The 15,189-nt window shown below is 63.1% G+C and carries 14 protein-coding genes; 9 read left to right on the top strand and 5 right to left on the bottom strand.

All coding sequences use genetic code 11. The features are described from left to right. Positions 1–3: 3 nt before the first annotated feature. Positions 4–372, bottom strand: coding sequence for a cupin domain-containing protein (locus tag M0D67_RS20180; RefSeq protein WP_266239474.1), 369 nt, complete (start codon positions 370–372; stop codon positions 4–6). Positions 373–600: 228 nt separating this feature from the next. On the opposite strand from M0D67_RS20180, the gene M0D67_RS20185 reads away from it, so the two are divergent. From M0D67_RS20185 to M0D67_RS20200, 4 genes are all read left to right on the top strand, one after another. Further along, a complete protein-coding gene (locus tag M0D67_RS20185) occupies positions 601–2,106 on the top strand; it encodes an efflux transporter outer membrane subunit (RefSeq protein ID WP_266239475.1) in 1,506 nt (501 codons plus the stop codon). Positions 2,107–2,237: 131 nt separating this feature from the next. Continuing rightward, positions 2,238–3,389, top strand: coding sequence for an efflux RND transporter periplasmic adaptor subunit (locus tag M0D67_RS20190; protein WP_266239476.1), 1,152 nt, complete (start codon positions 2,238–2,240; stop codon positions 3,387–3,389). A 12-nt stretch (positions 3,390–3,401) separates the two neighbouring features. Continuing rightward, a complete protein-coding gene (locus tag M0D67_RS20195) occupies positions 3,402–6,455 on the top strand; it encodes an efflux RND transporter permease subunit (protein ID WP_266239477.1) in 3,054 nt (1,017 codons plus the stop codon). 214 nt (positions 6,456–6,669) lie between these two features. Next, the gene (locus tag M0D67_RS20200) at positions 6,670–7,494 is read left to right on the top strand and encodes an IclR family transcriptional regulator (protein ID WP_266239478.1); all 825 of its coding nucleotides are present in this window, start codon (positions 6,670–6,672) and stop codon (positions 7,492–7,494) included. A 104-nt stretch (positions 7,495–7,598) separates the two neighbouring features. Here the strand turns inward: M0D67_RS20200 and M0D67_RS20205 are convergent, their stop codons facing one another. The 4 genes from M0D67_RS20205 to phnF all read right to left on the bottom strand — a co-directional run bounded on the left by M0D67_RS20205 (position 7,599) and on the right by phnF (position 11,075). Beyond that, positions 7,599–8,789, bottom strand: a complete 1,191-nt coding sequence (locus tag M0D67_RS20205) for a M20 aminoacylase family protein (protein WP_266239479.1) — start codon at positions 8,787–8,789, stop codon at positions 7,599–7,601. 200 nt (positions 8,790–8,989) lie between these two features. Then, the gene (gene phnN / locus M0D67_RS20210; protein WP_266239480.1) at positions 8,990–9,571 is read right to left on the bottom strand and encodes a phosphonate metabolism protein/1,5-bisphosphokinase (PRPP-forming) PhnN; all 582 of its coding nucleotides are present in this window, start codon (positions 9,569–9,571) and stop codon (positions 8,990–8,992) included. A 2-nt stretch (positions 9,572–9,573) separates the two neighbouring features. Then, positions 9,574–10,320, bottom strand: a complete 747-nt coding sequence (locus tag M0D67_RS20215) for a DUF1045 domain-containing protein (RefSeq protein ID WP_266239481.1) — start codon at positions 10,318–10,320, stop codon at positions 9,574–9,576. Then, positions 10,317–11,075, bottom strand: a complete 759-nt coding sequence (gene phnF / locus M0D67_RS20220; RefSeq protein ID WP_266239482.1) for a phosphonate metabolism transcriptional regulator PhnF — start codon at positions 11,073–11,075, stop codon at positions 10,317–10,319. Before phnF ends, M0D67_RS20215 begins: the two co-directional genes overlap by 4 nt. 181 nt (positions 11,076–11,256) lie before the next feature. Here phnF and phnG point away from each other — a divergent pair, with 181 nt between their 5' ends. From phnG to phnK, 5 genes are read left to right on the top strand one after another with little or no spacing between them, the layout of a single operon-like run. Continuing rightward, complete coding sequence (gene phnG, locus M0D67_RS20225; protein ID WP_266239483.1) at positions 11,257–11,742, top strand: phosphonate C-P lyase system protein PhnG; 486 nt, start codon at positions 11,257–11,259, stop codon at positions 11,740–11,742. Further along, positions 11,742–12,353, top strand: a complete 612-nt coding sequence (phnH, locus tag M0D67_RS20230) for a phosphonate C-P lyase system protein PhnH (protein ID WP_266239484.1) — start codon at positions 11,742–11,744, stop codon at positions 12,351–12,353. The genes phnG and phnH overlap by 1 nt, the downstream gene beginning before the upstream one ends. Continuing rightward, the gene (locus M0D67_RS20235) at positions 12,353–13,498 is read left to right on the top strand and encodes a carbon-phosphorus lyase complex subunit PhnI (RefSeq protein WP_266239485.1); all 1,146 of its coding nucleotides are present in this window, start codon (positions 12,353–12,355) and stop codon (positions 13,496–13,498) included. Before phnH ends, M0D67_RS20235 begins: the two co-directional genes overlap by 1 nt. Beyond that, entirely contained in the window at positions 13,495–14,418 is a 924-nt protein-coding gene (locus M0D67_RS20240) for an alpha-D-ribose 1-methylphosphonate 5-phosphate C-P-lyase PhnJ (RefSeq protein ID WP_266239486.1), read from the top strand. Before M0D67_RS20235 ends, M0D67_RS20240 begins: the two co-directional genes overlap by 4 nt. After that, entirely contained in the window at positions 14,415–15,185 is a 771-nt protein-coding gene (gene phnK / locus M0D67_RS20245) for a phosphonate C-P lyase system protein PhnK (RefSeq protein WP_266239488.1), read from the top strand. Before M0D67_RS20240 ends, phnK begins: the two co-directional genes overlap by 4 nt. Positions 15,186–15,189: the final 4 nt, after the last annotated feature.

Genomic DNA, 15,189 nt, shown 5'->3' on the forward strand with positions numbered 1-15,189 from the left:
TGCCTATCCCTTCATTGGCGGCTGCACAGAATCGAATACCTGCCCATGGTCGTAGACAAACAGGAACACGCACCCTGTTTCGCTCCTGAACCCGTGATCGACGGTTCCCGCGCTGGCAATGCCAACCCATCCTGCTGACAGAATCTCGCCGTTCTGAACAGCCTGCCCCTCGAGCATGTAAATGAATTCCGGCCCCGTATGGTAATGGTCCGGAAAGGTCACGCCCGGAGCGAACTTCACTAACTGAATGGCACGGCCGTCCGCGGTGCCGAGGTTTTTGACTTCAACCCCAGAGGCGACGGCCGATCGCTGCCATGGGACCGCTTCGCTGTCGCGGCGGCTAAAGGAGGGAAATGAGGCGATCTCTTTCATCTGGATGTCCCGGTGACGTTAATCCCCAAGCCTGAAAGCCCGTCAAGCGCCCTGACTACGTGATCTCGTGCGCAAGCGCTGAGATCGACCATGCTAGGCTAAGCGTAGAAATGTCCCGCATGGTATAAATTCCGGCGTCAGGAAAAGAAACATCGAAAGTTCAAGTTGCCTGAATATCCGCGTCCGCTCCGTCGTTTAGGTTAAACGCAAGCGATATAAGGTGGATCGATGATCGACGTTATCCAGCGTATTGTCCGGCAGCGGAGCCTGTGGGTCGCGTTATGCGGCTGCGCCGCAGCCGCCGGCTGCATGGTCGGTCCCGATTACCGTACTCCCCCCGCGCCCGCTACCGACACCTACACCGCCTCGCCATTGCCCGAGCAGACGGCCTCTTCTCCAGGGGCCGCCGGCTTGCCGCAGCGCTTTGTGCCGGGACAGGACATTCCCGCCGCCTGGTGGGCGCTCTTTCATTGCGAACCGCTCGACGCGCTGATCCGTCAGGCCTTCGTCAACAGTCCAAACATCACCGCGGCGCAAGCCGCATTGCGGCAGGCACGCGAAAACTTCTCGGCGCAAGCCGGTGGCACGCTTTTGCCCAGCGTCGACGCGCAACTTGGCGCCACGCGCGAAAAACTGAACGGCATCGCGTTCGGCCAACCCGGCGTGGTCGATGAGTTCAATCTGTACAACGCGTCGGTGAACGTGTCGTACAAACTCGACGTGTTCGGCGGCTCGCGGCGCGAACTCGAAGCGCTGCACGCGCAAATCGATTACCAGCGTTTCCAGTTGCAGGCCGCCTATCTCGCGATGTCCGCCAACATCGTGACCGCGGCCGTCAAGGAAGCGTCACTGCGCGCACAGATCGAGGCAACCGAGCGGATCGCCGCGGAGGAAGACGAGCAACTGGGCGTACTCGGCAAGCAGTTCGAACTGGGCGGCGTGGGCCGCACGGCGGTGCTCGCGCAGCAAACCCTCCTCGCGCAGACCCGCGCCACGCTGCCGCCGCTGCAACAACAGCTCGACCAGACGCGTCACCAGCTCGCCGTGCTGGCCGGCAAATTGCCCAGCGACGCCACATTGCCTGAATTCAGGCTCGATATGTTTTCGTTGCCCGAGGCGCTGCCTGTGAGCCTGCCGTCGGCACTGGTACAGCAGCGGCCCGACATTCTCGCCGCCGACGCCGTGCTCCATCAGGCCAGCGCGCAAATCGGCGTGGCGACAGCGGCGATGTATCCGCAGATCACGCTGTCCGCCAGCTACGGCGCCGAGGCCCTGACGCCGGCCCAGGTGTTCAAGGCCGGCAGCACGATCTGGAGCCTGGGCGCCGGCCTGCTGCAACCGGTCTTCCACGGCGGGCAACTGAGCGCGCAGAAGCGCGCGGCCGAGGCGGCGTACGAGCAGGCCGACGCGCAATATCGTGAAACGGTGCTGCTGGCGTTCCAGAACGTCGCGGATTCGCTGCGCGCGCTCGATCACGACGCGACCGGCCTGAAAGCACAGACGGACGCCTGGCGCTCCGCCAGCGACTCGCTGGAACTCACGCGCGGGCAGTATCGCGTCGGCGGCGTGAGCTACCTGGCGCTTCTCGATGCCCAACGCCAGTACCAGCAAACAGTGGTGAGCCTCGCGCAGGCACAGGCCTCCCGCTACGCCGACACCGCGGCCCTCTTCCAGGCGCTCGGTGGCGGCTGGTGGAACGCCGCTGCGCCGACCGCCGCTGCGACGACGCAATGACCGACGCAATGACTGACGCATTGACATAGCCGGACAGAACGCTCGCCGTACCGCTCTTTGCAACACGCGCTGTCAGACACGAAGGCATGCAAAGTCGGGCGCTTCGCCCAATGCCGTGCAAGGACATCACGATGACCGAAAGAAAACCGATGACGAAGCGGATGGTGATCATGCTGATCTGTGTCGGCCTGCTGCTGGCCGCACTCGTCGGTTTCAACCAGTTCCGCTCATATATGTTCGCCAAGTTCATGGCGGGCAACGCGGCGCCGCCCGCCACCGTTTCGGCGGTCGTCGCCGGTTATCAGTCGTGGCAACCGCAGCTGGCGGCGGTCGGCAGCCTGCGTGCCGTGCGCGGCGTCGACGTCACCACCGAAGTCGCGGGCCTCGTGCGCGAGGTGGCGTTCAGCTCGGGACAGGAAGCGAAGGCCGGGCAAGTCCTCGTCCGGCTCAACGACGACACCGACGTGGCGCTGCTCCATTCGTTAGAGGCAGCGGCAGAACTCGCGCAGACCGTCTTCACGCGCGATCAGGCGCAGTACGACATCAAGGCGATCGCCAAAGCGCAGCTCGATGCGGACGCTGCCGACCTGAAGGGCAAGAAGGCGCAAGTCGCGGGACAAGCCGCGCTCGTCGAAAAGAAAACCATCCGCGCACCGTTTGCGGGGCGCCTCGGCATCACCACGATCAATCCGGGCCAATACATTAATCCGGGCGATGCGATCGTCACGCTGCAGGCGATCGATCCGATCTACGCCGATTTCTACGTGCCGCAACAGCAGCTCGGCCAGCTTGCGATCGGCCAGACCATCGTGGTCGACACCAACGCGTTTAGCGGGCAAACGTTCGTGGGCAAGATCCAGTCGCTCAGCCCGAAAGTCGACAGCACCACGCGCAACGTGCAGATCGAAGCTAGCGTGGACAATCACGAGCGCAAGCTGCTGCCGGGCATGTATGCGAACGTGAAGATCGACGCGGGCGCCGGACAGCGCTACCTGACACTGCCGCAAACGGCCATCACCTACAACCCGTATGGCGCGACCGTGTTCGTCGTCAAACCGGGCACACAAGCCAATGCGCAAGGCAAATCGCTACCCGTCGCGCAGCAGGTGTTCGTCACGCCAGGGCCGACGCGCGGCGATCAGGTCGCGATCCTCAAAGGTGTCGCCGCCGGCACGCAGGTCGTGACGAGCGGGCAACTCAAGCTCAAGAACGGCACGCCGCTCGTCATCAACAACAGCGTGCAGCCCTCGGACAGTCCCAACCCGACGCCGCAGGAACAATAGAGAGACCGCGCGATGACATTCACCGATCTCTTTATCCGGCGGCCCGTGCTTGCATCGGTCGTCAGCCTGCTGATTCTCGTGCTCGGACTGCGCTCGCTGGCCACCCTGAAAGTCAGCCAGTATCCGCAAACCGAAAACGCCGTCGTGACGATCAGCACGGCCTACTATGGGGCGAACGCCGACACCATCGCCGGGTTCATCACGCAGCCGCTCGAGGCGGCGATTGCTCAGGCGCAAGGCATCGACTATATGTCTTCGACGAGCAGCACTGGCGTGTCGACCATTACCGCCACACTGCGGCTGAACTACGACGCGAACCGCGCGCTGACCGAGATCAACACGCAGATCGGCTCGGTGCGCAACCAGTTGCCGCCGCAGGCGCAGCAGCCGGTGCTGACGGTACAAACCGGGCAGACCACCGACGCGATGTACATGGGTTTCTACAGCGACGTGCTGCCGAGCAACAACGTCACGGATTATCTGCTGCGCGTCATCAAGCCCAAGCTCGATTCGATCGAAGGCGTGCAGACGGCGGAAATCCTCGGCGGACGGCAGTTCGCGTTACGCGCGTGGCTTGATTCCACACGGCTCGCTGCGCACGGCGTAACGGCAAGCGACGTCTTCACGGCGCTTGGCAACAACAACTACCTCGCGACACTCGGCACGACGAAGGGGCAAATGGTCAGCGTCGACCTGAACGCGGGCACGGACCTGCATACCGTCAACGACTTCAAGCAACTCGTCATCAAGCAGAAAAACGGCGCGATCGTGCGCCTCGAAGACGTCGCGAACGTCGTGCTCGGCGCCGACAGCTACGATTTCAACGTCGCGTTCAGCGGCAAGCGTTCGGTGTTCATCGGCATCAAGGTGGCGCCGGACGCCAACATCCTCGATGTCGCCAAACGCGTGAAGGCCGTGTTTCCCGGGCTGCAGAAGCAGTTTCCGACCGGCATGACCGGTGAGATCGTTTATGACGCCACCGATTTCGTCAACACGGCGATCGTCGAGGTGATCAAGACGCTGGTCGAGGCGCTGCTGATCGTCACGGCGGTGATTTTCCTGTTCCTCGGCAGCTTCCGCGCGGTCATCGTGCCGCTGATCGCGATGCCGTTATCGCTCATCGGCACGTTCTTCGTGATGCAGTTGCTCGGCTATTCGATCAATCTGCTGACACTGCTCGCGCTCGTGCTCGCGATCGGCCTCGTCGTGGACGACGCGATCATCGTCGTCGAAAACGTCGATCGCCACATGAAGGAGGAAGGCAAGGCGCCATTCGACGCAGCACTGATCGCCGCGCGCGAACTCGGCGGACCAATTCTCGCGATGACTGTCGTGCTGATCGCCGTCTATGTGCCGATCGGTTTTCAAGGCGGCCTGACGGGCGCCCTCTTCACCGAGTTCGCCTTCTCGCTCGCCGGCGCGGTGACGGTGTCCGGTGTAATCGCGCTGACGTTGTCGCCGATGATGTGCTCGCGCTTCTTCCGTGCGGACCAGGAGTCCGGGCGCTTCGCGCGTTTCGTCGACCGCCAGTTCGAACGCGTCCATCGTGGCTATAGCCGCCTGTTGCACGCGACGCTCGACACCTGGCCCGTGTTCACCGTGATGGGCGCGCTGCTGCTCTGCGGCACGGTCTACCTGTTCATGACCTCGAAATCGGAGCTCGCGCCGCAGGAGGATCAGGGGATCGTCCTGTCGCAGATCCAGGGACCGCCGAACGCGACCATTCAGCAGATGCAGATGTACGCGGACCAGGTGTTCGATATCTCCAAGGCGCTGCCTGAATACGCGCAGATGTTCCAGCTCACGGGCGCGCCGACACTCAACCAGGGGATCGGCGGTGTGCTGTTCAAGACATGGGATCAGCGCAGCAAGGGCGCGACCGCCTTGCAGCAGGAATTGCAGCAGAAATGGAATCAGATTTCAGGTGCGCGCGTCGCGGCATTCCAGTTTCCGCCGCTACCAGGCTCGCAGGGCCTGCCAGTGCAGTTCGTCATCAGCACGACCGAGCCGTTCGAGAACCTCAACGAAGTTTCACAGGCAGTCCTGCAAAAAGCCCGCGAGAGCGGGATGTTTTTCTTCGTCGACAGCGATCTCAAGCTCGACAAGCCGGAAGCCACGCTCGTGGTCGACCGCGACAAGGTCGCCTCCCTCGGGCTCTCGCAGAGCGACGTCGGGCAAGCGCTCGGTTCTGCGCTCGGCGGCGGCTATGTCAACTACTTCTCGATCGCCGGGCGCTCTTACAAGGTGATTCCGCAGGTCCTGCAGACCGACCGCCTGAATCCTTCGCAGGTGCTCGATTACTACCTGCGTACGCCGGACGGCAGCGTCATGCCGGCTTCGACGATTGCACATCTCGAACACAACGTCGTGCCGGAATCGATCAACCACTTCCAGCAACTCAACTCGGCGACGATCTCAGGCGTGATCGTACCGGGCGTGTCGCAAGGCGAGGTGCTCGATTTTCTGCGCAAGACGACCACCCAGGTCGCACCAGCAGGTTATGCAGCGGACTACTCGGGCCAGTCGCGGCAGTTCGTGCAGGAATCGGGCGGCTTCGTCATCACGCTGCTGCTCGCCACGATCATCGTGTTCCTTGCGCTTGCGGCGCAATTCGAAAGTTTCCGTGACCCGATCGTGATCCTGGTTTCGGTGCCGATGGCGCTGTTCGGTGCGCTCATCTTCATCAACATCGGCTTGACGACGCTGAACATCTACACGCAGGTCGGGCTCGTCACGCTGATGGGGCTCGTCAGCAAACACGGCATCCTGATCGTCCAGTTCGCCAACGAGCTGCAACACGCCGGCAAATCGAAGCGCGAAGCCCTGGAAGAAGCGGCGGCCGTGCGGCTACGCCCGATTCTGATGACCACCGCGGCGATGGTGCTCGGCGTCGTGCCGCTCGTGTTCGCCTCGGGAGCGGGTGCCGCGGGCCGCAATGCGATGGGGCTCGTGATCTTCACGGGGCTCTCGATCGGCACCCTTTTTACATTGTTCGTGGTGCCTGCGATGTATATGTTCCTCGCCGCCGATCATCATCGGGACGCTGCCGCGCAGGAGGCGAGTTAGCGTTTAACCCGCCTTCCAAGCCTACGAATTATTTATAATCAATGGCTTAGCCACTAGGCGCAAGGCAGATTTCACTCGCGGCGACCTAGGGGCAAAAGCGGGCAAAGTTGGCGAAACAGAAGGCTTAAGCTATCGTCACGCCTTTGCACCGCATCGCGCCGGCTGAAACGCGCGAACGCTACGCGCCCTTCTTCGAACGCATCTTTCAAGGTCCATGAGCAAAGCCCTGCCACCGCCTTCTGCCGTTCCTGCCAGCGCCGAACCGGTCGCGGACAAACCGGGCGACTCGTATGTGCAGTCGTTCGCACGAGGCCTCTCGGTAATTCGCGCGTTCAATGCCACCCGCCCCGAACAGACGCTTACTGACGTCGCCGCGGCCACCGGCCTGACACGCGCCGGTGCACGCCGCATTCTGCTGACCCTGCAGACGCTCGGCTACGTGGAGGCCGAAGGCCGCCTGTTCCGCCTCACGCCGAAGATTCTCGACCTCGGTTTCGCGTATCTGACCTCGATGCCGTTCTGGAACCTCGCCGAACCGGTGATGGAAAATCTGTCGTCGCAGGTTCACGAGAGTTGCTCGGCGGCCGTGCTCGATCGCACGGAGATCGTCTACGTGCTGCGCGTGCCGACGCACAAGATCATGACCATCAACCTGTCGATCGGCAGCCGCTTGCCGGCGTATTGCACGTCGATGGGCCGTGTGCTGCTGTCCGCGCTCGACGACGACACGCTCGAAGCAACTCTGAATTCGACGCCGCTCTATGCGCATACGCCGCGCACGGTGACCGACAAGGAGGAGCTGAAAAAGCTGATCGCGCAGGTGCGCCGCCAGGGATGGGCGATCGTCGACCAGGAGCTGGAAGGCGGTCTGATTTCGCTGTCCGCACCGATTCGCAACCGCCAGGGGCGCGTGATCGCAGCGATGAACATCAGCGGCAATGCTCAGCGCAATTCAGCCAAGCAGATGGTGAAGGCGTTTCTGGAGCCGCTGCAGCAGGCCGCGCAGACGGTCTCGGAGATGGTGGCGCGGCGCGGTTGATTGCGATTGAGCGCGATTGAGTACACGAAGGTGCCTCGAAAGGCGCGCGTTTCTCGCATGCGCGCCCATTGCGCCTGAGGCCCCTCGCTAACAACCCGGGCCCCTCACTGCCCCAGATACCGCTCCACCAGGCGCGTCCAGAATGCGGCGCCGACCGGCAGATTGCGGTCGTTGAAGTCGTAATGGGGGTTGTGCACCATGCAGCCGTCTTCGCCCGCCCCGTTGCCGATCCGCAGGAATGTACCGGGCCGTTTTTGCAGCATGAAGGCGAAATCTTCGCTGCCCATCAAGATGTCGGTCTGCTCGATCACCTTGTCGTCGCCAACCAGTTCACGCGCCACCTGCACCGCGAAGTCCGTTTCGGCATCCGAATTGATCACCACCGGATAGCCTTCGATATACTCCACTACCGCCTTGCCGCCATAGCTCGCGGCCTGGCTTTCGGCGAGTTCGGTAATGCGTTTTTTCAGCAGTGCACGCACTTCGGGGCTGAACGAACGCACGCTCAATTCCAGCTTTGCGCTGCTCGAAATCACGTTGTTCGCGGTGCCCGCATGCATCGAGCCGACCGTCACCACCGCCGGCTGCGACGGGTCCACGTTACGCGCCACGATGGTCTGCAACGCCATCACAATGCTCGCCGCCACGACCACCGGATCGACCGTGAGATGCGGACGCGCCGCATGGCCGCCGACGCCTTCGATCGTGATGATCGCCTTGTCGCCCGCCGACATGAACGGCCCCTTGCGGAACAGCATCACGCCCGGTTCCTCGCCCGGATGATTGTGCAGGCCGAACACGGCGTCGCACGGAAAGCGCTCGAACAGGCCGTCGTTGATCATCTTCATCGCGCCGCTGTCGATGCCGCTTTCTTCGGCCGGCTGGAAGTACAGATGCACGGTGCCCGAGAAATTACGCGTGGCGGCAAGATGCTGCGCGGCGCCGAGCAGCATTGTCGTGTGGCCGTCGTGACCGCAGGCGTGCATCTTGCCGTGCGTGCCGCTCGCATACGGCAGACCGGTTTGTTCGATGATCGGCAGCGCATCCATGTCGGCGCGAATGCCGATGCTGCGCGTGCCGTTGCCCACTTTCAGCGTGCCCACCACGCCGGTTTGACCGACCCCGCGCGTGACCTGCCAGCCCCATTGTTCGAGCTTCTCCGCCACCAGTGCGCCCGTTTGGACTTCCTCGTACGCCAATTCCGGATGCTGATGGATGTGATGGCGGATCTCGCGCAGGCTCTCGGTTGCAGGCGCCAGGTCGGACACTTCGGTAAAACGCGCGGCTTCGCTCATCTATCGCTCCATGGAATTCACGCCGCATCACGCGGCAAACAGACGAGCACTATAGCCACGCCATCTTGTTCGAACAAGATACTGTTCTTTTTAGCATCATCCCGCGGAGCGATTTGCTGCCCACGCCGGCGGTGCTGCAGTTCGTGTCGTGTTTGCAGGAAGCGACCCGGGAGCGCATGGCGGCGGCCGGGTAGTCGAGCCTAGCGAACGTGGGGAGCGTGGGAAACGTGGCGAATGTCGCCCTCCGCCTGCAAAAAAGCGATCAGCGCGTGCCCTGCGTCTTCCAGTGCCCCGGAGTTATCGATCGTTGTACACCGAAGCCCTTCCGGCAATGAAAACGGTGCCCGTCGTGCAAGCCTGGCCGCGACCTGTTCCGCCGACTCACGCGCCCGCGCGCCGAGCCGTGCTTCGAGAATATGCGGTGCGGCGTCCACATGCACGACTTCCGTGCGCGGATAACGCGCCAGCGTATGCGGCAAATGCTGACGCGACCCGTTGACGACAACTGTGCAACCGCGCGCAAGCCATGCATCGATCTCGATACCGATGCCATAACGCAGTGAGTGGCTCGACCATTCGAGCGCGAACAGACCCAGCACCGAACGCGCCGCGAATTCTTCGACGCTCAACGCAACATGCGCTTCACCGTTGCCGCTCGGCCGCGTGATGTAGCGATGCGCAAACAGAATCGGCTCGCCCATCAGACGGCTACGCGCAAAACCCAGCAATGAATCCTTGCCCGCGCCGGACGGCCCCATTACATAAATCAAACGACCTGCCATTGTTATTTCACCTCGCGGGTCTGAAACGGCACGCGCTGCCACAGGACAAATGGCTCACCAGGCGCGGGTTCGACAAAGAGCGCCGCGTGATCGATAACGAGCGGCCCGAGCGCGGGTGTTTGCGCCTGCCACCACGCAACCAGCGTTGCGCGCTCGTCGGTATTGGCGAGAGAACTGGACAGCGTCATGTGAAAACGGAATTCGTCGAAGACGTACGGATAGCCCCATTCGATCAGCAGCGCACGTTGCCGTTCACCCAACGGCGCGGCGAGACGGCGCGCGAGATCGGCCGCGGACGGTCTGGCGCGCAGTGCATCGAGCGAGCGCAGTGCACTTGCGGCAACAGCGCCAATGTTTGCTTCGCCGTTCTGATCCGCGGGACGCAGCGCCACAAAATCGCCGAGCGTCGCGGCTTCGACCGGCAACGCGAATGGGTTTTGCGTATGCGCCCATCGACGCGTCGCTTCCAGCGCATCGTGTTGAGTCACGCCTTCAACGAGACGAAACGGCGCGACCAGTGTGCCGTGCCAACCATAGCGACGCGGGGCTTCGGTTAGCTCCGCCAGCGGACGCGTCAAGCCTTCCGGCTGGGGCGCCGCACAGCGCTCGCCGCTTTCCGCGTCACGCCCCAGCCACGCCGAACCGGCGCGCCACCACACTGAACCGCGCGACGGCGCGTAATAGACCGCGAACCGCGCGCCGGTGCTCCATTCGGCCTGATCGCCGGTGTTCTCCACCACGGCGCTCATACTTCGTGCTCCACCAGCAACTGCACACGATCCGCCGCAAAATGCGTGAAGCCGTATTTAATCGGTGTGCCTTCCAGATCGACGTCGACGTTTTCGACCCACAACACCGGCTGCTGCCGGTTGATATTCAAACGCCGCGCCACTTCCGGCTCAGGCAACACGCTGCCGATACGGCTCCACTTACGCAGATAGTCGGTCACGCCCAATTCGGCCATCGCCTTGGTAATGCCGCCGGTACGCTCCAGCACTTCCGGCAAGTCCGGAAAACGCGCAGCCGGATACCAGTTGCGCGCGAACGTGAGCGGCACGCCATCCGATTCGTGCAACGTCTCGATCCGGTAGACCGAGGCGCCCGCCCGCAAGCTGAGCGCCTTCGCGACATTCGGCTCGGCCTTCACGCGCGCGGACGACAACATCGTGCCCGCCGCCGCATGATGCTGCTGCCGCAAGTTTTCTGTAAACCGCGTGCGCCGACCGATCGTATAGTCGATCGCGCCGGGCTGCACGAAGGTGCCACGTCCCTGCTCGACGCTGACGAGGCCCAATGCGGCAAGACCGAGCATGGCGCGGCGCACGGTATGCCGGTTCACGTCGAAGCGTTTGGCCAGTTCGCCCTCGCTCGGCAAACGGCCGTCTTCGCCAAAGCCGCTCGCTGCAATTTCCGCTGCCAGAATCTGTTCGATCTGCCGCCAGACGGCAACGCCCGCGCCGCGTTCGAGCAGCGTGCCCGGCGTCGCGTTGTCGTTCGATGTCATGGTGCTGTCATTCCCTTGGGTTCAAATATTCGCTATGCCATGCATTGTAGTGCGCAAGCCGTGATGGAAATGTGAAACGGTGACCATGCACAGCAACGCCCGGCCAGCATACCCCTAAACATCTAGACGTTTAGATGAATAGATGCTTAAATGTCCACTCGCTGGATCAACAGGAATTTCGATGAGTGCCACTTCCGCCTCGCCTTCCTCCGCCACGCGGCGCGCATGGATGGCCGTGCTGGCCCGCACCCCGCGCGCCGATCTCGAAGCCGCGCTGGAACGTGCGCTGCAAGGCGTTCCACCCCCTGCTTACGACTGGCTGCGGCCACCCGAAATCGGCCTCGCGATGGTGCGCGGCCGCGTCGGCGGCAGCGGCGACCCGTTCAATCTCGGCGAGGCCACCGTCACGCGCGCCACGTTGCGTTTGCGCGTCACGGGTGATACAGCCGCAGCCGTCGGCGTGGCGTGCCATCTGGGCCGCGACCGCCGCCGCGCCGAACTGGCAGCGCTTGCCGATGCGTTGCTGCAGATGCCCGAACATCACACCGCCTTGCACCAGCAATTGATCGCGCCGTTTGCCGAACAGCAAGCCGCGCAACGCGCCGGACGCAGACAGGACGCCGCAGCCACGCGCGTCGAATTCTTCACGATGGTCAGAGGCGACTGATGGAAAACTCGCAGATTGCATTGTCTACCTTGACGCCCGGTTTCGCAGACCCGGTCCACGACACCCAGGCGGTATTCCGCACGCTGCTCGACGCACTGTCGCGTCCGGGCACGGTGGGCGTCGTCGAAAAAGGCTTGCCGGAGGTGCGGGCCACTCGCGCCGCGCTCGCCGCTTTCGCCGCGCTGCTGACCCTGTGCGACTACGCCACGCCCGTATGGCTCGCCCAACCCGATACGGCACTGGGTTCGGCGCTGCGCTTTCATACCGGCGCGCCGCTCGTCGACGAACCGGGACTTGCGGCCTTCGCCTATATTCACGATGCAGGCGCAATGCCGGCGCTGGAAAGCTTTGCACTCGGCGAAGCGGAATCGCCTGAGCACTCGGTGACCTTGCTGATCCGCGTCGAAGCGTTGACAGGTGGCGCACCGATCGTGCTCAGCGGTCCCGGCATTCAGCACACCACGACGATTGCGCCGATCGGTCTGCCCGAGCACTTCTGGCGCGAACGCGCCGCCCTCGCGCCGCTGTTTCCGTGCGGCATCGATTGTTATCTCGTCTGCGGCAGCACGTTGATCGGCCTGCCGCGCACAACTCAAGCGAAGGTGAACTGATGTACGTTGCCGTCAAGGGTGGAGAACGCGCGATCGAAGCGTCGTGGCGTCTGCTCGACAAGTCGCGCCGCGGCGATACGCGGCTGGCCGAGCTCAGCGTCGCGCAGATTCGCGAGCAATTGCGCCTCGCCGTCGCGCGAGTGATGACCGAAGGCTCGGTTTACGACGAAGAACTCGCCGCGCTCGCGATCAAGCAGGCCGCGGGCGATCTGGTCGAAGCGATCTTTCTGCTGCGTGCGTATCGCACTACGTTGCCGCGTTTCGGTTATACGCAGGCGATCGACACGGAAGCCATGCAAGTTGAGCGCCGTATTTCGGCAACGTTCAAGGACGTGCCCGGCGGGCAATTGCTCGGCGCGACTTACGATTACACGCAACGTCTGCTGGATTTCGCGCTGCTTGCCGAAGGCGATGCCGGAACCGATGCGGCCACAACCCCGGCTTCCATTCAAGCCGCCCAGTCCGCAGCAGAAGCCGTGCCGCGCGTGGTCACGCTGCTCGACAAGGAAGGCCTGATCGAACAGGAACGCCCCACGCCGGACGCGCCGGAACCCGGTGATCTCTCGCGCGAGCCACTCGCGTTTCCCGCGAGCCGCGCCACGCGTTTGCAGAATCTCGCACGCGGCGACGAAGGCTTCCTGCTCGCCATGGGCTACGCCACCCAACGGGGCTACGCGCACACGCATCCGTTTGCCGGCGAGATCCGCTTCGGCACGATCGCCGTCGAAATGGAACTCGATGAACTGGGCGAAGCCGTTGAAATCGGCGACATCGATGTCACCGAATGCCAGATGATCAACCAGTTCGCCGGCAGCGGCAACGTGGCCCCTACTTTCACGCAAGGCTATGGTCTCGCTTTCGGACACTCGGAACGCAAAGCGATGGCCATGGCACTCGTGGATCGTGCGTTGCGCACCGAGGAACTCGGCGAAACGCTCGCCTCGCCGACGCAGGACATCGAATTCATGCTCTCGCATAGCGATAACGTCGAAGCGTCCGGTTTCGTTCAGCATCTGAAATTGCCTCACTACGTCGACTTTCAGTCCGAACTCGAACTCGTGCGGCGACTGCGGGCGCGACACAGCGCAGAGGGTCCGGATCTGCGCAAGAGTCAGGATCATGATCAGCAGGAGCAAGCCGCATGAACGCGCCGGCCACATCTCACACCACCGCGTCGTACGACAGCGCCGCGGACGGCTACAACTTCGCCTACCTCGACGAACAGACCAAGCGCATGCTGCGCCGCGCGTTGCTCAAGGCGGTCGCCGTGCCGGGCTATCAGGTGCCGTTCGGCTCGCGGGAAATGCCCCTGCCGTACGGCTGGGGCACGGGCGGCATTCAGGTGACCGCGGCGATCATCGGCACGAACGATACGCTGAAAGTCATCGATCAAGGTTCCGACGAAACCACCAACGCGGTCAACATCCGCCGCTTCTTCGCGCGCACCACGGGCGTGACAACCACGCGCCGCACGACCGAAGCGACGATCATCCAGACACGTCACCGGATTCCGGAAGCGCCGCTCACCGACAAGCAGATTCTGGTCTATCAGGTGCCGATGCCCGAACCGCTATACAAGCTGGAACCGCGCGCTACGGAATGCAAGAAGCTGCACGCCCTGGCTGATTACGGATTGATCAGCGTGAAGCTGTACGAGGACATCGTCCATCACGGCAGCATCGCCACCACGTACGACTACCCGGTGATCGTCAACAACCGCTATCTGAGTTCGCCGTCGCCGATTCCGAAGTTCGACAATCCGAAGATGCATATGAACCCCGCGCTGCAATTGTTCGGCGCCGGCCGCGAACGGCGCATTCACGCGATCCCGCCGTACACGCCCGTGCGCAGTCTCGACTTCGACGATCACCCGTTCGAAGTGCAGAAGTGGCAGCACGCGTGCGCGCTGTGCGGATCGACGGAAAGCTTCCTCGACGAAATGATCGTCGACGACGCCGGCAAGCGCATGTTCGTCTGCTCGGACAGCGACTACTGCCACGAACGCCGCGGCGATCAGGACCTCGAGTTGCCGGCCTACGAAGCGCGCAAAGGAGAAACCGCATGACGCCGCTGCTGAGCGCCCGTTCGCTCACCAAACAATTTGGCGGCCGCAACGGCTGCAGGAACGTCAGCTTCGATCTGTATCCGGGCGAAGTGCTGTGCATCGTCGGCGAATCCGGTTCGGGCAAGACCACGCTGCTCAATGCGCTCGCCCTGAAAACCGAAACCGATAGCGGCTCGCTCCACTACACGGCAACGCATGGCGAAAAGCTCGATCTGCTCGCCTTGTCCGAACCGCGCCGGTGTCTGTTGATGCGCACCGAATGGGGCTTCGTGCAGCAGAATCCGCGCGACGGCCTGCGCAGCGGCGTCTCCGCCGGCGCGAATATCGGCGAGCCTTTGATGGCCGTCGGCGCCCGCCATTACGGCGACATCCGTCACACCGCAACGCAGTGGATGGAACGCGTCGAACTCGACGCCACCCGTATCGACGAATTTCCGGCGGCGTTTTCCGGCGGCATGCAGCAGCGTTTGCAGATCGCACGTAACCTCGTCACCGGTCCGCGCCTCGTCTTCATGGACGAGCCGACCGCCGGTCTCGACGTCTCGGTGCAGGCGCGTCTGCTCGATTTGCTGCGCACGTTGACGTCCACGCTGCATCTGTCGGTGCTGATCGTCACGCACGATATCGGCGTGGCGCGGCTGCTCGCGCATCGTTTGATGGTCATGCAAGGCGGCGAAGTGGTCGAGTCGGGCCTGACGGACCAGGTGCTCGACGATCCGCAGCATCCGTACACACAAACGCTGGTTTCCTCGGTTCTGCCGGTTTGAGGCT

The sequence above is a fragment of the Paraburkholderia sp. SECH4 genome, from assembly GCF_030511745.1.
GTDB lineage: Bacteria > Pseudomonadota > Gammaproteobacteria > Burkholderiales > Burkholderiaceae > Paraburkholderia > Paraburkholderia madseniana.